Source organism: Cellulosimicrobium sp. SH8 (genome assembly GCF_025818875.1).
Lineage (GTDB): Bacteria > Actinomycetota > Actinomycetes > Actinomycetales > Cellulomonadaceae > Cellulosimicrobium > Cellulosimicrobium cellulans_D.
On sequence record NZ_JAMXMH010000006.1, the window covers coordinates 29,747 to 52,042 of the forward strand.

Annotated in this window: 22 protein-coding genes; 6 read left to right on the forward strand and 16 right to left on the reverse strand. The window is 74.6% G+C overall.

Translation table 11 applies throughout. The features are described 5' to 3' along the window. Nucleotides 1–160: 160 nt before the first annotated feature. The 6 genes from NF338_RS09665 to NF338_RS09690 are packed head-to-tail and all read left to right on the forward strand — an operon-like array spanning nt 161 to nt 4,654. On the forward strand, nt 161–1,159 hold the full coding sequence (locus NF338_RS09665) for a metal ABC transporter substrate-binding protein (protein WP_264030567.1): 999 nt from the start codon (nt 161–163) through the stop codon (nt 1,157–1,159). After that, nucleotides 1,156–1,986: a metal ABC transporter ATP-binding protein gene (locus NF338_RS09670; RefSeq protein ID WP_264030568.1), complete on the forward strand. Its 831-nt coding sequence runs from the start codon at nt 1,156–1,158 to the stop codon at nt 1,984–1,986. The genes NF338_RS09665 and NF338_RS09670 overlap by 4 nt, the downstream gene beginning before the upstream one ends. After that, nucleotides 1,983–2,951, forward strand: coding sequence for a metal ABC transporter permease (locus NF338_RS09675; RefSeq protein ID WP_264030569.1), 969 nt, complete (start codon nt 1,983–1,985; stop codon nt 2,949–2,951). Before NF338_RS09670 ends, NF338_RS09675 begins: the two co-directional genes overlap by 4 nt. Beyond that, the gene (locus tag NF338_RS09680) at nt 2,948–3,337 is read left to right on the forward strand and encodes a Fur family transcriptional regulator (RefSeq protein ID WP_087472417.1); all 390 of its coding nucleotides are present in this window, start codon (nt 2,948–2,950) and stop codon (nt 3,335–3,337) included. The genes NF338_RS09675 and NF338_RS09680 overlap by 4 nt, the downstream gene beginning before the upstream one ends. A 3-nt stretch (nt 3,338–3,340) precedes the next feature. After that, the gene (locus NF338_RS09685) at nt 3,341–3,946 is read left to right on the forward strand and encodes a DedA family protein (protein WP_264030570.1); all 606 of its coding nucleotides are present in this window, start codon (nt 3,341–3,343) and stop codon (nt 3,944–3,946) included. A gap of 30 nt (nt 3,947–3,976) precedes the next feature. Further along, nucleotides 3,977–4,654 (forward strand): alpha/beta fold hydrolase, encoded by a 678-nt coding sequence (locus tag NF338_RS09690; protein ID WP_264030571.1) that lies wholly within the window; start codon nt 3,977–3,979, stop codon nt 4,652–4,654. A 75-nt stretch (nt 4,655–4,729) separates the two neighbouring features. Here the strand turns inward: NF338_RS09690 and NF338_RS09695 are convergent, their stop codons facing one another. From NF338_RS09695 to NF338_RS09770, 16 genes are all read right to left on the reverse strand, one after another. After that, nucleotides 4,730–5,107: a VOC family protein gene (locus NF338_RS09695; protein ID WP_264030572.1), complete on the reverse strand. Its 378-nt coding sequence runs from the start codon at nt 5,105–5,107 to the stop codon at nt 4,730–4,732. Nucleotides 5,108–5,167: 60 nt separating this feature from the next. After that, a complete protein-coding gene (locus NF338_RS09700) occupies nt 5,168–5,959 on the reverse strand; it encodes an isoprenyl transferase (protein WP_264030573.1) in 792 nt (263 codons plus the stop codon). Then, nucleotides 5,959–6,771 carry a DNA repair protein RecO gene (gene recO / locus NF338_RS09705; protein WP_264030574.1) on the reverse strand — a complete coding sequence of 271 codons (813 nt, stop codon included), beginning with the start codon at nt 6,769–6,771 and terminating at the stop codon, nt 5,959–5,961. The genes NF338_RS09700 and recO overlap by 1 nt, the downstream gene beginning before the upstream one ends. A 54-nt stretch (nt 6,772–6,825) precedes the next feature. Continuing rightward, nucleotides 6,826–7,398, reverse strand: a complete 573-nt coding sequence (locus tag NF338_RS09710; RefSeq protein ID WP_264030575.1) for a TetR/AcrR family transcriptional regulator — start codon at nt 7,396–7,398, stop codon at nt 6,826–6,828. Between the two features lie 111 nt (nt 7,399–7,509). Then, nucleotides 7,510–8,223 carry an ABC transporter ATP-binding protein gene (locus NF338_RS09715; protein ID WP_264030576.1) on the reverse strand — a complete coding sequence of 238 codons (714 nt, stop codon included), beginning with the start codon at nt 8,221–8,223 and terminating at the stop codon, nt 7,510–7,512. Then, nucleotides 8,220–9,341 (reverse strand): ABC transporter permease, encoded by a 1,122-nt coding sequence (locus tag NF338_RS09720; protein WP_264030577.1) that lies wholly within the window; start codon nt 9,339–9,341, stop codon nt 8,220–8,222. Before NF338_RS09720 ends, NF338_RS09715 begins: the two co-directional genes overlap by 4 nt. 120 nt (nt 9,342–9,461) lie before the next feature. Next, nucleotides 9,462–11,243, reverse strand: a complete 1,782-nt coding sequence (gene leuA, locus NF338_RS09725) for a 2-isopropylmalate synthase (RefSeq protein ID WP_264030579.1) — start codon at nt 11,241–11,243, stop codon at nt 9,462–9,464. Between the two features lie 277 nt (nt 11,244–11,520). Then, entirely contained in the window at nt 11,521–13,686 is a 2,166-nt protein-coding gene (locus NF338_RS09730) for a hypothetical protein (RefSeq protein WP_264030580.1), read from the reverse strand. Between the two features lie 133 nt (nt 13,687–13,819). Next, entirely contained in the window at nt 13,820–15,415 is a 1,596-nt protein-coding gene (locus NF338_RS09735; RefSeq protein WP_264030581.1) for a PQQ-binding-like beta-propeller repeat protein, read from the reverse strand. A 45-nt stretch (nt 15,416–15,460) separates the two neighbouring features. After that, nucleotides 15,461–17,059: an alpha/beta hydrolase family protein gene (locus NF338_RS09740; RefSeq protein ID WP_264030582.1), complete on the reverse strand. Its 1,599-nt coding sequence runs from the start codon at nt 17,057–17,059 to the stop codon at nt 15,461–15,463. A gap of 91 nt (nt 17,060–17,150) precedes the next feature. Then, nucleotides 17,151–18,101, reverse strand: a complete 951-nt coding sequence (gene era, locus NF338_RS09745) for a GTPase Era (RefSeq protein ID WP_264030583.1) — start codon at nt 18,099–18,101, stop codon at nt 17,151–17,153. After that, complete coding sequence (locus tag NF338_RS09750; protein ID WP_264030584.1) at nt 18,098–19,435, reverse strand: hemolysin family protein; 1,338 nt, start codon at nt 19,433–19,435, stop codon at nt 18,098–18,100. The genes era and NF338_RS09750 overlap by 4 nt, the downstream gene beginning before the upstream one ends. After that, nucleotides 19,432–19,884: an rRNA maturation RNase YbeY gene (ybeY, locus tag NF338_RS09755; RefSeq protein WP_264030585.1), complete on the reverse strand. Its 453-nt coding sequence runs from the start codon at nt 19,882–19,884 to the stop codon at nt 19,432–19,434. The genes NF338_RS09750 and ybeY overlap by 4 nt, the downstream gene beginning before the upstream one ends. Beyond that, complete coding sequence (locus tag NF338_RS09760; RefSeq protein WP_264030586.1) at nt 19,881–20,990, reverse strand: PhoH family protein; 1,110 nt, start codon at nt 20,988–20,990, stop codon at nt 19,881–19,883. Before NF338_RS09760 ends, ybeY begins: the two co-directional genes overlap by 4 nt. 121 nt (nt 20,991–21,111) lie before the next feature. Beyond that, entirely contained in the window at nt 21,112–21,474 is a 363-nt protein-coding gene (locus NF338_RS09765; protein WP_204542331.1) for an HIT domain-containing protein, read from the reverse strand. Next, nucleotides 21,471–22,283, reverse strand: coding sequence for a 16S rRNA (uracil(1498)-N(3))-methyltransferase (locus NF338_RS09770; protein WP_264030587.1), 813 nt, complete (start codon nt 22,281–22,283; stop codon nt 21,471–21,473). Before NF338_RS09770 ends, NF338_RS09765 begins: the two co-directional genes overlap by 4 nt. Nucleotides 22,284–22,296: the final 13 nt, after the last annotated feature.

Below are 22,296 nucleotides of genomic sequence, written 5' to 3' on the forward strand. Positions count from 1 at the left end.
GACATCACTCCTGGTGCTCACGGCCCCGCACGTGGCTCGTGGGGGCTGGACGGGTGGGCGACGCCCGCACGGGCGCCGACCGACCAGCGTACCCGGCCGTGACCCGCCTCACCGGGAACGGTTTTGACATTCATTCTCAAGAAGGCGGACACTGGTACCCATGCACCGCTCCACCGCCCGGCGCCGTCGCGCCCTCGCCACCACCGCCGTCCTCGCCACGGCCGCGCTCGTCGCGTCCTGCTCCCCCGGCGACTCCCCCGGCGACGGCGGCTCCGGCGGCGGCGACGACGGCCGGCTCCAGGTGCTCGCGTCGTTCTACCCGCTCCAGTACGTCGTCGAGCAGGTCGGCGGCGAGCACGTCGACGTCTCCAACCTCACGCCGCCCGCGGCCGAGCCGCACGACCTCGAGCTCGCGCCCGCCCAGGTGCGCGCGATCGGCGACGCCGACCTCGTCGTCTACCTCTCGGGCTTCCAGCCCGCGGTCGACGAGGGCATCGAGCAGCGGGCCCCGGAGCACGTCGTCGACGCCGCCGCGTCCGCCGGGCTCGAGGAGCACCCGGGCGGCGAGGGCGAGCACGCCGACGAGAGCGCGGAGGAGCACGCCGAGCACGCGGACGAGTCCGGGGACGGCCACGACCACGGCGCGACCGACCCGCACTTCTGGCTCGACCCGACGCGCCTCGCCGCCGTCGGCGACGCCGTCGCCGACGAGCTCTCCGCGGTCGACCCCGACCACGCCGACGACTACGCCGCCGGAGCCGCCGCCCTCACCGCGGACCTCGACGACCTCGACGCCGAGTTCGCCGAGGCGCTCGCGCCCTGCTCGGGGGCGACGCTGGTGACGTCGCACGAGGCGTTCGGCTACCTCGCGGAGCGCTACGACCTCCACCAGGTCGGCATCTCGGGCATCGACCCCGAGGCCGAGCCGTCTCCCGCGCGCCTGCGCGAGGTCGGCGAGGTCGTCCGCGAGAACGACGTGACCACGATCTTCTTCGAGACGCTCGTGAGCCCCAAGGTGACCCAGACGCTCGCCGACGACCTCGGCGTGCAGACCGCCCTCCTCGACCCGATCGAGAGCCTCGCGGAGGGGGCGACGGACTACCGTGAGGTCATGGAGTCCAACCTCGAGGCGCTCACCTCCGGCCTCGCCTGCTCATGACGGGCGCAGCGGAGCTCGTCGCCGCGCGCGACGTCCACGTGACCCTCGGCGGGAGCGAGATCCTGCGCGGGATCGACCTGACCGTCGCCGCCGGCGAGGTCGTCGCGGTCCTCGGCGCCAACGGGTCGGGCAAGTCGACGCTCGTGCGGGCGCTCGTCGGGATCGTCCCGCTGTCGCGCGGCTCCGTCGACCTGTTCGGCGCACCGCTCGGTCCGCGCCTGCCCTGGCAGCGGCTCGGGTACGTGCCGCAGCGCGTCGCAGCGCCGTCGGGCATGCCGTCCACGGCGTCCGAGGTCGTCGCCTCCGGCCTCCTCGGCGGCGGCCGCCTCCGGCTCCCCCGCGGCTGGCGCGCGCGCACGGTCGAGGCGCTCGACCTCGTCGGGCTCGCCGACCGCGCGGACGACTCCACCGCCGAGCTGTCCGGCGGCCAGCAGCAGCGCGTGCTCATCGCGCGCGCCCTGGTGCGCCGGCCCGACCTCCTCGTCCTCGACGAGCCCGTGGCGGGCGTCGACAAGCCCAGCCAGGAGGCGTTCGCCGCGACCATGACGCGGCTCGTCGGCGACGGGCTCACGGTGCTCGTCGTCCTCCACGAGCTCGGGGCGCTCGCCCCGCTCATCGAGCGCGCCGTCGTGCTGCGGCACGGCCGCGTCGTGCACGACGGCGCCCCGCCCCGCGCGTCGTCGACCCACGCGGGCGCCACGCACCAGCACCTGCACCCGCACGAGCCCGCGGGCACCGACAACCGCGCCACCGGCCCGGAGACCGGGCTCACCGACACGCTGAACCCCGACCTCGCCGCGGGCCACGCACCCAGGACGGCCTCATGACCACGTTGTTCTCCGAGATCTCCCTGATGCTCACCGACCCGCTCATGCAGCGCGCCCTCCTCGCCGCGCTCCTGGTCGGTGTCAGCGCGCCCGTCGTGGGCACCTACCTCGTGCAGCGCAAGCTCTCGCTCCTCGGCGACGGCATCGGCCACGTCGCCCTCACCGGGGTCGCGCTCGGCTGGCTCGTCGGGGCGGCGATGGGCGTCGTCCCGAACGACGCGCTCGCGATCCCGGGGGCAGTCGTCGCGGCCGTGCTCGGCGCGGTCGCCATCGAGGTCGTGCGCGAACGCGGCCGGACCAGCGGCGACCTCGCGCTCGCGCTCCTGTTCTACGGCGGCATCGCGGGCGGCGTCCTGCTCATCGGGCTCGCCGGGGGCTCCTCGGGGAGCCTCATGCAGTACCTCTTCGGCTCCATCTCGACGGTGACGTCGTCGGACCTCGTCCTCACCGTCGTCCTCAGCGCCGTCATCCTGCTCGTCGGCGTCGGGCTGCGCGCGGCCCTGTTCTCCGTGAGCCACGACGAGGAGTTCGCGCGCGCGTCGGGCCTGCCCGTGCGCACGCTCAACATCGCGGTCGCCGTCGTCGCCGCGCTCACCGTCACGGTGTCGATGCGGGTCGTCGGGCTGCTGCTCGTGAGCGCGCTCATGATCGTGCCCGTCGCGGTCGCGCAGCTCGTCACGCGCTCGTTCCGCCGCACCATGCTCGTCGCGTCGGTCGTCGGCGTCGTCGTGTGCGTCGTGGGGCTGTCCTTCACGTACTGGAACAACGTCTCACCGGGCGCGACCATCGTGGTCCTCGCGATCGCGACCTACCTCCTCGTCGCCGTCCTGCGGCCGCTGTGGGTCCGGCGACGCCCGCGCGTGGCGCACGACCCGCACCCGGACATCCCCGACGACGTCGAGCTCGACCTCGTACCCTCGGGGGCGTCGGACCGCACTCCCGGAGGTGACACGTGCAGCGCATGACCCGGCAGCGCGCCGCCGTCTCGGACGCGCTCGAGGACCTCGACGACTTCCGCAGCGCCCAGCAGCTCCACGAGATCCTGCGCACCCGCGGCGACAACGTGGGGCTCGCGACCGTCTACCGCACGCTGCAGAGCCTCGCGGACGGCGGCGACGTCGACGTGCTGCGCACCGAGGAGGGCGAGAACCTCTACCGCCGGTGCGAGCGCCGCGAGCACCACCACCACCTCGTGTGCCGCACGTGCGGCCGCACCGTCGAGATCGACGGCCCGACCGTCGAGGCGTGGGCCAACCAGGTGGGCACGTCGCACGGGTTCGTCGACATCCAGCACACGATCGAGCTGTTCGGCACGTGCGCGGGGTGCGCCCGCGCCTCCGCGCGGGACTGAGCCGTGCCCGACGCGCTGGACGGCGCCCCGTTCGCGGCGCTGTTCGCGTTCTTCTTCGCGATCGCGTTCGTGCGGACGCAGGCGACGTACTGGATCGCGCGGCTCGTCACGACGTGGACGCTCGACCGCACGCGGCCCGTGAAGCCGTGGGTCGCGCGCGTCCACGCCTGGCTGTCCGGCCGGTCGGCGGCGCGCGGGATCGAGACCGTCCGCCGCTGGGGCGTCCTCGCCGTCCCCGTGTCCTTCCTCGCGACCGGCACCAAGACGGTCGTCAACGCCGCCGCGGGCGTCGTCCGGATGCCGTTCGGTCGCTACCTCGCCGCGATGACGCTCGGGTGCGCGGTCCACGCGACCATCTACGCGACCGTCGGCTGGGCCGTGTGGACGGCCGCGTTCGCCGCCGCGACCGGGTCGCCGTGGGGTGTCGCGGCGCTGGTCCTGCTGGTCCTCGCCGTAGTCGTCGGGACGACCGTCATGGTTCGACGCCGCGCCGCCAGGGGATCGCTCTCCGTGGCGGGCGCGACGGCCCCTCTCGACGGGGACGGCCTCGTCCTCGACGCCGACGCCCGCGTCCAGGACATGACGGACACGCCGCACCTCGACCGATGAGATGACGCGCACCCGACCGTCCGAACGGGCATGACCACGTTCCTCCTGCTGCCCGGCGCCGGCGGCGACCCCGCGTACTGGGACCTGCTCGCACCGGAGCTCGTCCGGCTCGGACACCTCCCCGTCCCCGTCGACCTGCCTCAGCACGACGAGGCCTACGGGTGGGCGGACCTCACCGACGTCGCCGTCGCGACCCTGCACCGCGCTACCGGTCTCGCCGAGCGGGACGACCTCGTCGTCGTCGCCCAGTCCATGGGCGCGTACGTGGGACCGCTCGTGTGCGAGCGTGAGCCGGTCCGTCTGCTCGTGCTGCTCAACCCGATGCTCCCGCTGCCGGGCGAGTCGGGCGCCGACTGGTGGCGCACGACGGACCACGCCGCACGGCGTGCCGCGACGGGGCTCGGGGCGTTCGACCCCGTGGACGACTTCTTCCACGACGTGCCCGACGCGGTCGCGGTCGCCGTGCAGCAGAGCGACCGCGAGCCGTCCGAGCGCTCGTTCGCCGAGCCGTGGCCGGCTACCGCCTGGCCGGACGTCCCCACGGTCGTGCTCCAGGGTGACGACGACCGACTGTTCCCGGTGCCCTTCCAGCGCGCCGTCGCCCGTGAGCGCCTCGGTGCCGAGGTCGAGACGCTGCCCGGCGGCCACCTCGTGGCGCTCAGCCGACCGGTCGAGCTCGCCGCCCGGCTCGACGCGCTCGCCCGCTGACGGGCCGTCCCGGGACCGGCGACACGGCCACGGGACGAGCGGCCTGTCCGGAGGGCCCGGCGACGACCGCCTACCTCAGCCGACGTCCGTCGCCGGCTCCTCGGGCGCGCCCACGCAGAACTGATTTCCCTGCGGGTCGGCCAGCACCGCCCAGCGGTACCCGGGGATGGTGTGCTCCGCGACGAGCGTCGCGCCGTCCGCCACGAGCGCCGCGACGTCCGCCTCGCGGTCGGACGTCCCGAGGTCCAGGTGGAGCCGGTTCTTGCCGGGCGTCGGGTCGTCGACGCGCTGGAAGCCGAGCACCGGGGCGCTCACCCCCTCGGCGGGCACGACCTCGAGGAACCACCCGTCCGCCTCGTCGACGACCCGCCCGCCGAGCTGGCGTGCCCACCACTGCGCCAGCGGACGGGGGTCGGTGGAGTCCACGGTCACCATGCCGATGCTCAGAGCCATGCCGGGCACGCTACCGGTCGGCGCCGACACCGTCCCGGCGGCGACCCCCACGACGGTCCGTCAGGCGGTGCTGCCCACGGCGTCCACCGCGCCCCCGTAGCGGCGGTCGCGCCGCGCGTACTCCTCGACCGCACGCCACAGCGACCGCCGGTCGACGTCCGGCCACGGCTCCGGGAGGAACACGAGCTCCGCGTACGCGGCCTGCCAGATCATGAAGTTCGACGTGCGCTGCTCGCCCGAGCTGCGCAGGAACAGGTCGACGTCCGGCAGGTCGGGCTCGTCGAGGTGCTGCTGGACCGTGCGCTCGGTGACCTTGCCCGGGTCGAGCCGCCCGGCGGCGACCTCGCGCGCGATGGCGGCCGCAGCGTCGGCGATCTCCGCACGCCCGCCGTAGTTGACGCACATCGTCAGGGTGCAGACGTCGTTCTGCTTCGTCTGCTCCTCCGCGATCTCGAGCTCCTTGATCACGGACGTCCACAACCGCGGCCGGCGCCCGGCCCACCGCACGCGCACGCCCCACGAGTCCATCTCGTCCCGACGGCGCCGGATCACGTCGCGGTTGAAGCCCATGAGGAACCGCACCTCGTCGGGCGAGCGCTTCCAGTTCTCCGTGGAGAACGCGTACGCCGACACGTGCTTGACGCCGATCTCGATCGCCCCCGCGACGACGTCCAGCAGTGCCGCCTCGCCCGCCTCGTGGCCCGCGGTGCGGGGCAGACCGCGCGCGTTGGCCCAGCGGCCGTTGCCGTCCATGACGACCGCCACGTGGTTCGGCACGAACTGCGCCGGGATCGCCGGTGGTCGCGCACCGCTCGGGTGCGGGTACGGCGGAGCGTACGTCCGCTTCGCCATCAGGCGTCCGCCCCCGTTCCCCGACGGTCGGCGACGACGCCGACCGGTCCGGCGGGCGAGGCGGCAGGCGGGGCGACGGGCGCGTCCCGCTCGACCATGCGCAGTGATCGCAACGTTCTCTCCAGGTGGTATTGGCTGTAGGCGGCCACGAGGCCGCTCGCTTCCTTGCGGTGCCGGGCGTCCGACGCGTCGGCGGTCTCCCACTCCCCCGCGAGCAGCGCGGCGAGGAGGGCGAAGGTCTGGGGGGCGGGCGCCGTCGAACCCGGCGGGCGGCAGCGCGAGCACACCGCGCCTCCCTGCGCGACGGCGAACGCGTGGTGCGGGCCCGGCTCGCCGCAGCGCGCGCAGTCGACGAACGACGGCGCCCAGCCCGCGACCGCCAGTGCCCGCAGGAGGTAGGAGTCCAGCACCAGGCTCGGTGCGTGCGCCTGCTCGGACAGCGCCCGCAGCGCCCCCGCGAGCAGCCAGTACTGCTGCACCGCCGGTTCGCGCTCGTCGGCCACGAGTCGCTCCGCCGTCTCCAGCATCGCCGCCCCCGCGGTGTACAGGCCGTAGTCCTCGCAGATCCGCCGCGCGTACGGGCCGATCGTCTCCGCCTGCGTCACCGTGTCCAACGACCGGCCCGCGTAGAGCTGGACGTCCACGACCATGAACGGCTCCAGCCGCGCCCCGAACCGGGACGACGTGCGCCGCACGCCCTTGCCCACGGCGCGCACCTTCCCGTGCTCGCGCGTCAGGAGGGTGACGATACGGTCCGCCTCGCCCAGCTTCTGGGCGCGCAGCACGATCGCGTCGTCTCGGTACAGCACCACGCCCCTATTGTCCGTCACGCCGCCGACACGGCGCGCACCACCCGCCGACGGGGCTCAGGCCGGCGCGAGGCACGCGAGGACGGCCCGTACGCGGTCCAGCGTCGTCTCCGCGTCCTCGCCGGCCTCCACCTGGCGGGCCGCGGCGAGGACCACGGCGTTGACGAGCTCCGCGGAGCGCGCGGCGTCCGGGACGTCGAGCTGCTCCAGGGCCTCCACGAGCGGCACGAGGATCGTCGCGTGCATCGCCGCGCTCTGCCGCGCGAGCGCCTCGCGGCCCGCCTCGGCGCGCAGCGCGGCGACGACCGCGTGCTCACCCTCGGCGACGAGGAGCAGGTTCTCGCGCGCATAGGCGACGATCGCGTCCTCCGGGGAGGCCGCGGTAGCCACCGCGGCCGTGATGCGCGCCGACCAGCGCGGCACGACGTCGGCGACGACGGCGTCCAGGAGCGCCTCCCGCGAGCCGAAGTACTGGTAGACGCTCGACCTGGCGAGCCCGGCGCGCGCCGCGACCGCCGCGAGCGTGAGCCCGCTCCCGTCCTCACGGATGAGCTCGCGCGCGGCGTCGAGCAAGGTCCGCAGCTGCGCGGCGCGGTGCTCCGCGACCGTCGGAGCGGCGATCTTCGGCACGGTGCCTCCTTCTCCCCGGGCACGACGGCCCGGCCGGACCATCATGCCCGAGGACCGGGCGCGGGGGCGGCGCCGTCCTCTCCGGCGCCGCCCCCTTGAGCACCCGGCCGGTCACCCGGCGACGGCGGGGACCCCGAGGCGTCCGTCGACCATCTCGACCACGCGGTGGCAGTGCTCGAGCACGTCGTGGTCGTGCGTCACCATGAGCGCGGCGGCGCCGAACGCCTCGGCCTCGCGGGCCAGGAGGCTCACGACCTCGTGGCTGCGCGCCCGGTCGAGCGCCGCCGTCGGCTCGTCGACGAGGAGCAGCGCGGGGCTCGCGACCAGCGCGCGGGCGATGCCCACGCGCTGCCGCTCGCCGCCGGAGAGCTGGTCCGGGCGACGGTCCGCACGGTGGCTCATGGACACGGACTCCAGGAGCTCGCGGGGGTCGCGGGCGCGGGGGTCTCGCTCGTCGATCCGGGCGACCCGCAGCGCGAGCCGGAGCTGGTCGACGCTCGTGAGCGCGGGGAGGAGGTTGCCGGACTGGAAGACGAAGCCGATACGCTCGCGCCGCAGCCGGGCGCGCTCGCGCTCGCCCGCCGCCCCGAGGTCGACCCCTTCGAGGCGAACGGTCCCCGACTCGGGCGCCGTCAGCGCGCCGGCGACAGCCAGGAGGCTCGACTTGCCGGAGCCCGACGGACCGACGACGCCGACGAGCTCGCCCGCGGCGACGCTCAGGCTGACCTCGTCGAGCGCGACGACGGTCGAGTCCCCGTCGCCGTGGCGGACGGTCACCCGGTCGATCTCGAGCACGGGCGTGGCGGGTGTGGAGGTGGTGGTCATCGCTGCCCTCCCAGGGCGGTCAGGGGGTCGACGGAGGTGACGCGCGCGACGGCCACGGCCGCTCCGGCCATCCCGAGCGCGAAGAGCAGGACGCCGGCCAGGACGAGGTCGGGCGCCTGGAGCGCGAACGGCATCGGGGACGCACCGAGGCCCGCCCCGGCTGCGACGCCGAGGGCGAAGCCCACGCCGATCGAGGCGAGCAGGAGCACGGCGGCCTGCCCCAGGCTGTCCGCGAGCAGGAAGCGGCGCCGCGCGCCCATCGCCCGCATGACGGCGATCTCGTGCCGCCGCTGGATGACCCACACGGTGAAGAACGCGCCGACGACGAGCGCGGAGATGGCGTAGAGGAACACCTGGATGAGCAGGAGCGTCGCGGTCTCGGCCGCGTACCCCGGCGAGGCGTCGAAGGACTCGGTGAGCGTGCGCGTCACCGTGCCCGCCGCTGCGTCGGCGGACTCCCGGTCGAACGACCCGGGGTCGGTCCGCAGCGCGACGGCGGTCGCGACGTCCGGGACGTCCGCCCCCGGGTCCTCCGCGCCGGCGAACAGCTCCTGCCACGTGCCGAGCGGGAGGTACGCGACGTCGACGTGGCCGAACGTGTGCTGGTCCTCGAGGACGCCCACGACGGTGAGGGTGCGCTCCGGTCGTGCGAGAGCCACGGTGTCCCCGACGGAGAGGCCGTCGTCGGCGGCGGTCGCGGAGACGACGATCCCGTCCGCCGCACCGACCGGGTCGCCCTCCGCGAGGGCGGTGGGGGCGACGAACGAACCGGGCTCGACGCCCACGAGGGTGAGGTCCACGGGCGAGCCGTCCTCCTGGTGCGCGTTCGCCAGGAGCAGGCCGTAGGGGGCGGCCTCGAGCACGCCCGGCTGCTCGGCCATGGTGCCGACCTGGGCCGTCTCGATGACCGACCGGGTGAACGCGGCGTCGTTCCCGGTGCCCGCGTCGAAGGCGAAGTCGGTGACGGGAGTGCGCTTGAGGCCGGAGACGCCGTCGTTGACGAGGCCGGCCGACAGCCCGGAGAGCAGGACGACGAGGACCGCGACGAGCGCGACGACTCCGCCCATGAGGAGGAAGCGGGTGCGCGCGAAGACGAGCTCGCGCAACGCGAGGAACATGAGGGACCTTCCGATGTTATCGACAGTGCGTCGGCATCTTACCAACGCCGTGTCGACAAAACGCCGACGGCCCGGACGACGAGGTCGTCCGGGCCGTCGGTGAGATCGGCGAGGCGGTGGTCAGCCCTCCGCGCGCTCCGCGCGGTTCACGGCGGACACGATGGCCTTGAGCGACGCCGTGGTGATGGACGGGTCGATCCCGACGCCCCACAGGACGTCGTCGCCCACCTGGCACTCGACGTAGGCGGCGGCGAGCGCGTCGCCGCCCTCGGACAGGGCGTGCTCGGCGTAGTCGAGCACGCGGACGTCCACGCCCACCTGGGCGACCGCGTCGACGAAAGCGGCGACGGGGCCGTTGCCGGTGCCCTCGAGCGTGAGCTGCTCGCCACGGTCGACGACGTCGACGCTCAGCGTGTCCGGCCCGTCCTCGCTCGACGACGCGCGCGTGGAGCGCAGCTTGAGGCGACCCCACGGCTCCAGGCCGGAGTCGGCCTCGACGGGCAGGTACTCGTCGGAGAAGATCCGCCAGATGTCGTCGCCCGTGACCTCGGTGCCCTGCTGGTCGGTGTGGTGCTGCACGGCCTGGGAGAACTCGATCTGCAGACGGCGCGGCAGGTCGAGGTGGCGCTCCGACTTCAGCAGGTAGGAGATGCCGCCCTTGCCGGACTGCGAGTTGACGCGGATGACGGCCTCGTAGGAGCGGCCCACGTCCTTGGGGTCGATCGGCAGGTACGGGACGGCCCACACGAGGTCGTCGACGGTCTTGCCCTCCGCCTCGGCGTGGACGGCCATCGCGTCGAAGCCCTTCTTGATGGCGTCCTGGTGCGAGCCGGAGAACGCCGTGAAGACGAGGTCGCCGGCGTACGGGTGCCGCTCGGGCACGCCGAGCTGGTTGCAGTACTCGACGGTGCGGCGCACGTGGTCGATGTCGGAGAAGTCGATCTGCGGGTCGACGCCCTGGCTGAACAGGTTCATGCCCAGCGTCACGAGGCACACGTTGCCGGTGCGCTCGCCGTTGCCGAACAGGCAGCCCTCGATGCGGTCGGCGCCGGCCTGGTACCCCAGCTCTGCGGCGGCGACGGCGGTGCCGCGGTCGTTGTGCGGGTGCAGCGACAGGACGACGTTCTCGCGGTGGTTCAGGTGCCGGTTCATCCACTCGATCGAGTCGGCGTAGACGTTGGGCGTCGCCATCTCGACCGTCGCGGGCAGGTTGATGATGACCTTGCGGTCAGGGCGCGGCTCGAAGACCTCGAGCACCTCGTTGCAGATGCGCGCGGCGAACTCGAGCTCGGTCCCGGTGTACGACTCGGGCGAGTACTCGTAGTAGACGGTCGTCTCCGGGACGGTCTCCTCGAACTTCTTGCACAGTCGCGCGCCGTCCACGGCGATCGCGATGATGCCCTCGGGGTCGGAGCGGAAGACGACCTCGCGCTGCAGCACCGACGTCGAGTTGTACAGGTGGACGATCGCCTGCTTGGCGCCCTTGATGGCCTCGTAGGTGCGCGCGATGAGGTGCTCGCGCGACTGCGTCAGGACCTGGATGACGACGTCGTCGGGGATGCGGTCCTCCTCGATGAGCATCCGGACGAAGTCGAAGTCGGTCTGCGAGGCGGAGGGGAAGCCGACCTCGATCTCCTTGTAGCCCATCTCGACGAGCAGCTCGAACATGCGCAGCTTGCGCTCCGCGTTCATGGGCTCGATGAGGGCCTGGTTGCCGTCGCGCAGGTCTACCGCGCACCAGCGGGGGGCGGTCTCGATGCGCTTGTCGGGCCACGTGCGGTCGGGCACCGACACGTCGATCTGCCGGTGGAACGGCAGGTACTTGTGGATCGGCATTCCCGACGGCCGCTGCGGGTTCGCGTCCGTGGCGGTCGGCGTCGAGGAGGGGGCTGAGGCGTTCATCGTGGGTCCTTCGGGTCGTCTGATGGGTGTCAGCCGGCACACCGACCACCGCGACGAGGGACCGGCTAGAGAGCCTCGCCGCGGCAACGAAGGAGGAGCTGCCGCATCAGGTGCACGTCGCCCACTGTACTCCTCCGCCGTCCGTGCCCCGCGGACGTCCGCTCCTCGGGCACGTCGCGCGACCGTGCGCCCCGGCGGTCCGCGCGCGCCCCCCTCGTGCACGGCACGACGACGCCCGGCCGCCTCCGAGGGAGGCCGGCCGGGCGTCGTCGGTCGGTCAGCGGCGCGAGCGCAGCGCGGCGTCGACGGCGGGGTCGCCGAGGTTGCCGAGCCACTCCAGCAGCGCCGGGTACGTGGACGGGTTCGCCGCGACCTGGGGACGCAGGTGCGGTGCGTCCTGGACGATCTGCGCGAGGACCTCGAGCGGCGTCCCCGGGTCGAGCGCCTGGGCGGCCGTGAATCCCGGGGCCTGGGCGGGCTGTGCCGGCGGGGAGTACGACTGCTGCGGCTGCGCCGCGGGCTGCTGCCCGTACCCGGCGCCGTAGCCCTGCTGCGCCTGCTGGGGGTAGCCCTGCTGGCCGTGCTGCTGGCCGTACCCCTGCCCGTATCCCTGCCCGGGGTACCCGGCGCCGGGCTGCGCGGTCGGCTGCGGTCCGGTGCCCGGGTGCCCCTCCTGGTACGCCGGCATGACGGCGGTCGAGGGGCCCTGGTCGGGGTCCAGCCCCGGGCGCGCCGCGTACCCGCTGCGCTCGGGCTCGACCTGCTGGACCGGGAGGATCTCGGTCGCGTCGCCGCCCGCGGGCGCCCAGCGGTCCTGCCCGGGCTGCTGCGGGGCGATCGGTCCGGTGTGCGCGGCACCCGGGTAGGCGCCGGCGCCGTGCGGTGCCCCCGTGTAGGCGCCGGTCGGCTGTTGGGCCGCCGCCGGCCCGGTCGGGGCGACGGGTGCCGGGCGGACCGGCTTGGGCGCGGGCGGCTGCCAGACGTACGCCTGCGCCGCCTCCCCGGCGGCAGCGGCGGGCACCGGACGGTGCTCGGCGAAGTACGCGCGCACCTCGCGCGGCACGGTCAGGGCGCCGACGACGAGCAGCGGGAGCCCGAAGGCGAGGAGCACGTGCTCGACGCCGCCGCCGAGCACGACCCGGTTCGACGTCACGACGAGCAGGACGATGCCCAGCAGTGCGACGACACCGGCGCCGCCGAGGGCGAGCGGGCGGCCCGTCGTCGCGTCGCGGGCGAGCGAGCGGCGCGCGACGAACGCGACGGCCGCCGCGAGCACCCCCACCACGACGGCGAGCACGACGGGGACGCCGCGCGCGCCGTCGGCCAGCGTGAGCACGGCGCTCACGGCGACGTACCCCGAGACGACGAGCGCGAGGTCGAGGGCGTTCACGGCGACCCGCACCCAGGTCGTCACCGGGTCGGCCGCACTCATCGCCCGGTGCACGGCAGGCGCCGCGGCGATCGCGGCGAGCGCCGGGACGAGCACGAGGCCGAACCGGCCGCCGTGCGTGCTCTCGATCGTGACGAGTCCGTTGTTGCCCGAGCCGAGCACGAACGCCACCGCGAGGATGACGCCCAGGCCGACGAGCGTGAGGCGCGCCGCCTCGGAACGGCGCCACGTTCCGTACGTCGGCAGCCCGACGAGCGCGAGGACGAACAGCGCGGACACGAGCACGAGCAGGACGAAGAGCGCGCCGCCGAGGCGGGTCCCCGTGACGGTGAGGATGATCGTGAGGAGGACGGTCACCGCCAGGACGGCGGCCCCCACGAGGAGCGCCTGGAGCCAGCGGTTCGAGACCGCGCGGTCCTGGTCCTCGGGGCCCAGCTCGCTCTCGCGCGGCTGCGCCGCGAGGAGCGCGCCCGCGAGCCCGAGCGCGGCCGCGGAGCCGACGCCGCCCCAGCCGTCGCCGAAGTCCCCGCCGCCGACGACGTCGACCACGAGGTAGACCCCCACGAGCAGCACGTACGGGGCGTTGGCGAGGAGGCGGACCGTGCGCGTCGTGTGCACGGTCCAGGTCGCGGGGAGCACCCCGGTGCGTGCCAGGTAGGGCAGCGCGAGGGTGAGCAGGGAGAGGATCGTCAGCAGGACGACCTCGATCTTGTCGGACGCGCGGCTCGCGACGTCCCACGGCAGCGCGAGGGACACGAGCAGCAGGAGCGCGGCGACGCCGTCGCGCACGTAGTCGCTCACGGGCATCCCGGCGAAGGGCGAGACCGGACCCGGTGCGGCGGCCGCAGCGGCGGGCTCGGCGGGCGCCTCGGCCCCCTCCGTGCCACCCGGTCCGCCGTCGTCCCCGGCGCCCGGCTCCGTGGGCACCCCGTCCGGTGCACGCTCGGCCGAGGAGTCCCCGTCACCCACCGCGACGCCGTCGGGCGCCGTGGTCGGCCCGGTGCCCGCAGCGCTGGGCTGCGGGTCCTCGGCCGGCTCTGTCTGGTTGGTCATCGTGCACTCCCTACGCTGTCGCGCCGTGCCGTACGCACGCACGCCGGCCCGACGGGCCCCGACCGTTTCTACCGGTTCATCACGTGCGTCTTCAAGCGCCCACGCGGCGCAGCCCTCGATCCGCCGCGGCGGCTCAGGACACGGCCGTCAGCCGGTCGGCGCCGAGCAGGAAGAGCCGGCCCTCGACGGCGACCACGTGGTACGTGTCCTCGGGCAGGGCCCAGCGCCACTCGACGGCCCCGTCGTCGAGCGCGAGCGACACCAGCCCCTGCCCCTCGCGACCGCGCTCGGTCACGAAGAGCGAGCGTCCGTCCGTGAGCACCGGCCAGGGCCCGCTGTCGTCGATGTTCACGGCCCAGGCCTCCTCGCCGGTGCGCGCGTCGACGCTGCGGTAGGACGAGTCGGTCTGGACGACGACGCGCCCGTCGACGCGCGCCACGGCCCGCAGGCCGGTCCCCGGGAGGGACCAGAGCTCCGAGCCGGTCGCGGCGTCGACCCCCACGATGCTCCCGAACGTGTTCGTGACGATCACGCCCGGAGCGGAGCCGTCCGAGAGGGGAGCCTCGAGGACGCGGCCCTTGATCCGGAAGGCCGGCTCGCCCGCGGCCGTGAACACGGTCGCCGTGCCGCGCCCGTACTCGTTCCCCACGTAGCGCCCGTCCTGGAGTCGCACGATGGTCCACACGTCGTCCTCGACGAGCGAGCGGCCGTCCTCGGTGAGCGCCGCGGCGACGCCCGGGGCCAGGACGTCCACCACTCCGCGGCGGACGTCGAGCACGACGTCGCCCCCGCGCCCGAGCCCGTCGTGCTCGAGGGACAGGTCCCAGCGCACCTCTCCGGTCGCCGCGTCCTCGCGCACGACGGCGACCTCGCCGCCCCGCCACCACGCGCGCACGACGTCGGTGGCACCGACCGGCACGACGGACAGGCGACCCGCGGTCTCCACCGTCCGGTCCCCGACGACCTCGCCCGTCGCGGACCGGACGGTGACGAGCCGGGCGACCTGCTCGCGCCACCCCGACGGCACGGCGCACACGACCACCTCGCGGGCGGGCTCACCCTGGGCCGGCAGGCACGTGGCCCGGTCGCCGAGGCGCTCGGACCGCCAGAGCACCGAGCCGTCGTCGACCGAGTACGCCGTGAGGCCGCCGTCGACCGTGACGACGGCGCCCAGCGCCGGGACGACCTCGGAGCCCGGCACGACCGGGACGGACCACCGCGGCTCGGGCGGCTCCTCGAGGGGGCGCAGCCCGCCCGCGAGCGCGGTGACGTCGACGGGCCGCGCGTCCTCCATCGAGGCCGTGAAGGCGACCGAGCCCGCGAACGCGGCGGCGACCGCGACAGCGACCCACGGGACCGGGTGCGCGTACCAGGCTCGCCGCGGGACGTCCGTGCCGCCGCTCCCCCGGGACGGTCCACGGTCGCGCGCGGCTCGGGTGGAGCCTGCCGCGGGGTTCGAGGGTCGCGGCCCGGTCCCGCCGCTCCGGGGGTGCAGGCCACGCCGGTCGCCCGGGGTGCCCGGGGCCGTCCGCCCGGACCGGTCCCCGTCGCGCCCGGCCTCCGGCTCGCCGTCGAACACGGCGTCGAAGCGGTCGTCGGTGCGCAGCTCGGGGGGCAGGAGCTCGAAGCTGACGAAGCTCGCCGGTGCGCTGGCACCGTCCGTCGTCGGCTCGTGGGTGACGTGCCCGGCACGAGCCGCCCGGTCCTGTGCGAGCCGACGGCGCCTCACCTGTCCACGATACGCACGCGGAGGCGCCCGCGCCCGGGCGGACGGTCAGATGCCGAGCTGGTACACGCCCCAGTACGCGAGGATCACGAGGAGGATCGCCGCACCCGCGACGACGCACCACACCATGACGCGCGTCGTCACGCCCCGCGCGACCCGCAGCACCCCTGCCCGGCCCTCCTCGACGACGCCCGGGCCGGCCACGTCGGCGCGGTCCGTCGCGGCGCGCCGGGCCGCACGGACCTCGGCGGAGCGGTTGATGAGGAGCGCCGCGGCGACGAGCGTCGCGAGCCCGACGAGGCGCACCCCGACCCAGCCGCCCTGCACGACCCAGGCGTCCTTCTCGTAGTCCAGAGCGAGCCGGGCGACGGCGACGAGGTAGACCACGAGGGCCACCGTCGTCCCGACGGCTCCCACGCCGAGCCCGGCGAGCGGCGCGCGGAAGCCGGGCGCGAGACCGGCGGGCGCGCTCGGGCGCCCGCCGACACGACGCAGACGGCGCACGAGACCGCCGACGAGCCCGACGAGCGGCCCGAGCACGAGGAGGCCCACCGCGCCGAGCACGAGCGCGACCAGGAGGTCGCCGTTGCCGAGCCAGCGCGGGGTCGGGACCGGCCCGGCGAGGTACTGCTGGTTGGGCTCGGCGCCGGCGACCTGCGGCTGCGCGGTCGCGCTGTCGGGGAGGGACGTGATCCAGGCGCCGAGGTCACGCGGGAAGTCGGGGACGAGAACCTCGTCGATCTTGATCCCGTGGTTCGCGTCCTCGTAGAACCGGACGGTGGCGTCGGCACCCCCGGACACGGACGACGGCCCGGTCGCGTCGAGGATCTGCCGCGCCCCCTGCTCGACCGGCATCGACGGGTCCGCGGTGCCGTAGACCACGAGGACGGGCTGGGTGAGCCGCTCGAGGAACGGCTCGACGTCGAAGTCGGCGTACTCGAACCCTCCACCGGGGATCGCCATGCCGACCGCGCGCGGGATCGCCCGGAACACCCCGTGCGGGACGTCCGTGTTGCGCAGGTAGCTGTCGACCGCGAACGCGGCCTGCTGGCGCGGCGGCACGACCGGGGCGGACACGAGCACGGAGAACGCGATCGTCGGGTCCTCCACCGCCATGACGGGCACGATCCACGTGCCCTCCGACTCGCCGTACAGCCCCACCTGTTCCGGGTCGACCCCGGGCCGCGCGCGCAGCAGGTCGACCGAGTGCTCGTAGTCGCGCGCCATCGCCTCGTAGTCGCGGTGACGCGTCGTGTACGTGTCGAGGCGCTTGTCGGGCACGAGGGTGACGACACCGGCGCTCGCGAGGTCGGCCGCGACGTCCACGAAGGCCTCCGTCGCCAGGCCCGTGCCCGCGCCGTGCACGAACACCACGCCCGGGAGGTCGTCCCCCGCGTCGACGGGCTCGCGCAGGATGCCTCCGACCGTCGCGCCGTCGAGCCGGATCGTCACGTCCGTCTCGCGCACGGCGTAGGTGCCGACGGGGTCGGCGCCGCCGGGGGGCTGGCCGCCGATCGTCGTGTCGGGCGTCGCGGGCTCCAGGTGCTCGGTCACGGGCACCGGGTCCCACTGCGGTCCCGTGACCGCACCGACGATCGCGAGGACGATCGCGAGGGCGGCGGTGGTCGCGGCGGTCCGGAAGATCACCGGGGAATCGTACGTCGCGCCCCGGACGCGGGTCCCTGGTGCCGCCCCGACGACCGGACGGGGGATCTCCCCCGCCCGGTCGTCGGACACGTCAGAACCCGAGCCGGTGGAGCTGCTTGGGGTCGCGCTGCCAGTCTTTGGCGACCTTGACGTGCAGGTCGAGGTAGACGCGGGTCCCGAGGAGCGCCTCGATGCCGTGGCGGGCGCGCGTGCCGACCTCGCGCAGCCGCGAGCCGCCCCGGCCGATGACGATCGCCTTCTGCGAGTCGCGCTCGACGAAGAGGTTGACCCGCACGTCGAGCAGGGCCGGGCGGCCGGTGGCCTCGTCCCCGCTGCCCTCGCGGGGCACGATCTCCTCCACCTGGACGGCGAGCGAGTGCGGCAGCTCGTCACGCACGCCCTCGAGCGCGGCCTCGCGCACGAGCTCGGCGACCATCACGGCCTCCGGCTCGTCCGTGAGCTCGCCGCCCGGGTAGAGCTCCGGGCCCTCGGGCAGGTGGGACACGAGGACGTCGGTGAGGACGTCGACCTGGTAGCCGTCCTGCGCGGAGACGGGCACGATGTCCGCCCAGCCCCCCGCGATCTCCCCGAGCCGGTCCACGGCGAGCAGGTGCGCGGCCAGCGTGCCGCGGTCCACGAGGTCGGCCTTCGTCACGACGGCGACCACCGGTGTGCCGCGGCGCCCGCGCATGAGCTCGGCGAGCTCGTTCGCGATGAAGCGGTCGCCCGGGCCGATCTTCTGGTCGGCCGGCAGGCAGAACGCGATGACGTCGACCTCCGTGAGCGTCTCGCGCACGAGGTCGTTGAGGCGTTCGCCGAGCAGCGTGCGGGGCCGGTGCAGGCCGGGGGTGTCGACGAGCACGAGCTGCGCGTCGGGGCGGTGCACGATCCCGCGGATCGTGTGCCGGGTCGTCTGCGGCCGCCCGGACGTGATGGCGACCTTCTGGCCGACGAGGGCGTTGGTCAGGGTCGACTTGCCGGCGTTGGGCCGCCCGACCAGGCAGGCGAATCCGGAGCGGTGCTCGGGGGTGGTCGTGCTCACGGGGTGTCCTTCACGGTCGGGAGGGAGGGTCGGGTGTCGGCCGGGGTCTCCGGCTCGTGAGGCGCCGCGGGCGGCACCCCGGACGGCGCGGCGGCATGGGAGACGAGGACGGTCGCGAGCTGCTTGCGGCGGCCCTCGACCCGGTCGGCCTCGATCCGCAGGCCGTGGACGTCGGCCACGGAGCCGGGCAGCGGGACTTTGCCGAGGGTCTTGGCGAGCAGACCGCCGACGGTGTCCACGTCGTCGTCGTCCAGGTCGAGCCCGAAGAGCTCGCCGAGCTCGTCGACGCCGAGGCGCGCGGGGACGCGCAGCACGCCCTCGCCGAGGTCCTCGACCTCGGGCTCGGGCCGGTCGTGCTCGTCGGTCAGCTCGCCGACGATCTCCTCGAGCGCGTCCTCGATCGTCACGAGGCCCGCGATGCCGCCGTACTCGTCGACGACCATCGCGATGTGCGACGACGACGCCTGCATCTCGCGCAGGAGGTCGTCCACGGGCTTGGACTCGGGCACGAAGATCGCGGCACGCGCGACGTCGCCGACCGGCCGGGCGTCCGTCTCCGGGCCGCCCTGCAGCACCCGCACGACGTCCTTGAAGTAGGCGACGCCCACGAGGTCGTCCGCGGACGTCCCCGTCACGGGGATGCGGGAGAACCCCGAGCGCAGGAACAGCGACAGCGTCTTGCGCAGCGGCGTGTCCCGCGAGGTCGTGACCATGTCCGTGCGCGGCACCATGACCTCGCGCGTCAGCGTGCTGCCCAGCTCGAACACGGAGCGGATGAGCTCGCGCTCCTCCTCCTCGATGACGTCGGACTCGTTCACGCGGTCGACCATGTCCTGGAGCTCGCGCTCGTGCGCGCCCGAGTCGGGCGCGGGCGCGAGGCGCGTGAGCCAGCGGGTGGCGGCGACGATCCCCGTGAGGAGGCCGGAGAGCGCGAGCAGGACACGGACGGCGTGCCGGCGACCCAGCGACCGGGGGCTGACGCGCACCACGAGGAGACCGACGACGACGCTCACCGCGAGCGCGACGAGCAGGACCTGCCACCACGGCTCGAGCCACGCGGCGACCAGCAGCGTGAGGCACGTGATCGCGGCCACCTCGGCCACGACGCGCACGAAGCCGACGGAACGGGCCGTCGCCGCCGGGTCGACGAGCAGGGCCAGCGCACGGCGTCCCGAGGGCCGCGGCGGGGTCGTCAGGTCGTCGCCCAGCGCGGCCTCGCTCACCGCCGCGCGCGTGACACGAAGCACCGCCGCCTCGCCGGCGCTCAGCGCGGCGGCGAGCACGACCGTCAGGACGGTCAGGACCGCCAGGAGCGCGACGGGTTCGCCGCTCACCGGCCGGCGAGGAAGGTCAGGAGCAGCTTGCGCTGCAGCGCGAACATCTCCTTCTCCTCCTCGGGCTCGGCGTGGTCGTAGCCGAGCAGGTGCAGGATGCCGTGGGTCGTGAGGAGCAGCATCTCCTCCGCGGTGGAGTGCCCCGCGGTGACCGCCTGCTGCGCCGCGACCTCCGGGCACAGCACGACGTCGCCGAGCTGGCCCGGCCCGGACACCTCGCCGTCGCGGCCCGGCCGCAGCTCGTCCATGGGGAACGAGAGCACGTCCGTCGGTCCCGGCTCGTCCATCCAGCGCACGTGCAGCTCGGTCATGACGTCTTTGTCGACGAAGAGGATCGACAGCTCGCTCTGCGGGTGCACGCGCATCGCGTCGAGCACGTAGCGCGCGAGCGCCGCGAACTCGGCCTCGTCGACCTCGGCCTCGGTCTCGTTGTTGACCTCGATGCTCACGCGTCGTCCCTCGTCCGTCGGTCCCTGTCCGCGGGGCGTCCGCGGCGCTCGTCGTCGCGGCGGCGCGGTCCGCCGCCCGTCCCCTGTCGCGCCCCGGTGCCCGTCCCGTGCCCGGACGCGACGTCCCACCGCGCGTACGCGTCGATGATCTCGCTCACGAGCCGGTGTCGCACCACGTCCGACGAGGTGAGGCGGCAGAACTCGACGTCGTCCACGCCCGTGAGGACGTCCTCGATCACGCGCAGCCCGGACTGGGTGCCGCCCGGCAGGTCCACCTGCGTCGCGTCGCCCGTGATGACCATGCGCGACCCGAACCCGAGGCGCGTGAGGAACATCTTCATCTGCTCGGTCGTCGTGTTCTGCGCCTCGTCGAGAATGACAAAAGAGTCGTTCAGCGAGCGGCCCCTCATGAACGCCAGCGGGGCGACCTCGATCGTGCCCGCCTCGATGAGCTTGGGGATCGAGTCGGGGTCGATCATGTCGTGCAGCGCGTCGTACAGCGGGCGCAGGTACGGGTCGATCTTCTCGCTCAACGAACCGGGCAGGAACCCGAGCCGCTCGCCCGCCTCGACCGCCGGGCGCGTGAGGATGATCCGGTTGACCTGCTTGGACTGCAGCGCCTGCACGGCCTTGGCCATCGCGAGGTACGTCTTGCCCGTGCCCGCGGGCCCGATGCCGAACGTGATGGTGTTCGCGTCGATCGCCTCGACGTAGCGCTTCTGCCCGACCGTCTTGGGCCGGATCGTGCGGCCGCGGCTCGACAGGATGTTGAGCGTCAGCACCTCGGCCGGTCGCGACGCCGTCGCGGCCGTGAGCATCGCGATGGAACGCGACACGACGTCGGCCGTGAGCTGCGTACCGGCCTCCACGACCTCGACGAGCTCGTCGAGCAGGCGCGACGCGAGCGCCACGTCGCCCGGGGGCCCGGAGACCGCGATCTCGTTGCCGCGCACGTGCACGTCGACCGAGCCGAACCCCTCCTCGACGGCCCGGAGCACGGAGTCGCGGCTGCCGAGGAGCGCCACCATCGGCACGTGGGTCGGGATGACGATGCGGTGCTCGACCCGGTGCGGCTGAGGGTCGGGTTCTCGGGACAGTGAGGTCATGAGCCGGCTTGCGCCGCTGCGCTCCTTCGGTCGTGCGGTGGGGCCGGGGCCGCCACGGCCCCGCAGATCGCTTCCATCGTACCGAGCGCGCCCGGGCGTCACACGTCCTTTCGCGCAGGGCTCAGGCGGGAGTCCAGCCGAGCTCCGCGCCGGCGATGACGTGCCCGTGCACGTGGAACACGCTCTGCCCGGCGCGCGGGCCGGAGTTGAAGATGAGGCGGAACTGGCCGTCGGCCTGGTCGCCCGCGACCTCGTCGGCGAGCGCGACGACGTCGGCGAGCAGCGCCGGGTCCGCGGCGGCGAGCTGGGCGATGTCGCCGTGGTGGTCGCGCGGCACGACGAGCACGTGCACGGGCGCCTGCGGGTTGATGTCGCGGAACGCGATCGCGCGGTCGCTCGTCGCCACGACGTCGGCGGGCAGCTCTCCCGCGACGATGCGGCAGAAGAGGCAGTCCGGGTCCGTGCGTGCGTCGGTGCTCGTCATGACCTTGAGGCTAGTCCAGGCCCGGCGGCCACGCCCCAGCGGCCGAGCCGCTCGGCGAGGAGCGCGACGGCGACGGGACCGGCGGTCGACGTGCGCAGCACGTGCGGGCCCAGCCGGGCCGCGACGGCGCCGGCCGCGGTGAGGTCGGCGACCTCGTGGTCGGAGATCCCGCCCTCGGGTCCGACGACGACCAGCACCTCGGGCGCCGGCCCGCCGTCGTCGGCCGGGCCGTCGGGCAGCGTGACGTCGGCGAGCGGCGTCGCGGCCTCCTCGTGCAGCACGATCGCCCGCCCGCCGGCCGCGACGGCGTCGGACACCCGCGCGGCGAGGCCACGCGAGTCGACCGCCACCTCGACCTGCGGCAGGCGCGCGCGCCGCGCCTGCTTCGTCGCGGTGCGGACGGTCGCGAGCCAGCGCGCGCGGGACTTCGCCGCGCGCTCGCCGCGCCACACGACGACGGAGCGCTCCGCCTGCCACGGGACCACGACGTCGACCCCGATCTCGGTCGCCGCCTCGATCGCCATCTCGTCGCGGTCACCCTTGGCGAGCGCCTGCACGAGCGTCACGACGACGGCGGGCGCGGGCTCGCGGTCGACCTCCTGGACGAGCAGGGTCACGCGCCCCGCGTCGGCGTGCTCGACGACGCAGAGCAGGCGCAGGCCGGCACCGTCCACGACGTCGACCCGCTCGCCCGCTCCGCGGCGCTGGACGACGCCCGCGTGGCGACCCTCCGCCCCGTCGAGCACGTAGCGGTCGCCGGGCGCGACGCCGTCGAGCCCGGTCTCGGCGAGGAACACCGGAGCACTCATGCGCCCGCCCCGC